This window comes from Vibrio sp. 1401 (assembly GCF_033340295.1).
In genome coordinates this window covers 1-533 of record NZ_JAWOWF010000782.1, presented here as the reverse complement: position 1 = coordinate 533, position 533 = coordinate 1, and the positions used below count along the sequence as shown (strand labels likewise).

Sequence of the window (533 nt, the reverse complement as noted above, 5' to 3'; positions counted from 1 at the left end):
AAGAGCAAAACAACACCGACCATCCTTTGGTCGGTGACATTGTGTATCGCCTCGAAACCACACAAAACCTTGGCGGTATCGCGTACGCGTATGAAGTGGTGTATTGCGAAGCGTTTCAGTTTGAAAACGAAGAAGTGTACTTTGCCGCCTCCAACAACAAGCGCTTATGCCCAGAAAAGGGAGCACTAAAAAAAGTGGGCCATTACAAAATCAGTGATGACTCGTTGATTGTTAGCGCAAATGGTGCTCGTCAAATCTGGACCACCAAAAAGGTGTACCCATCTCAGGTTCAGAAAGAGACTCAGAACTATTTCACCACCGTGTTTGATGGCAAACAATTCGAAAGCTATACCATGCAAAAGAACAAGCAATCGATGGAAAAACGCATCAACGCACCGACAGGACGATATTTATACCAGATATCCTTTTTTGACTATTTGCTACCTCGCCCAAACGGCGATTATCTCGTGGCTGAAATTGGCAATTATATTTATCACCATGGAACTCAAGTCATTGGGCCTCATGGTGAAAGC

Annotated in this window: 1 pseudogene; it reads left to right on the top strand. The window is 44.5% G+C overall.

Annotated features, from left to right (window positions below):
- Window positions 1-533 (top strand): annotated as a pseudogene (locus R7Z77_RS28140) (hypothetical protein); the annotation flags it as partial.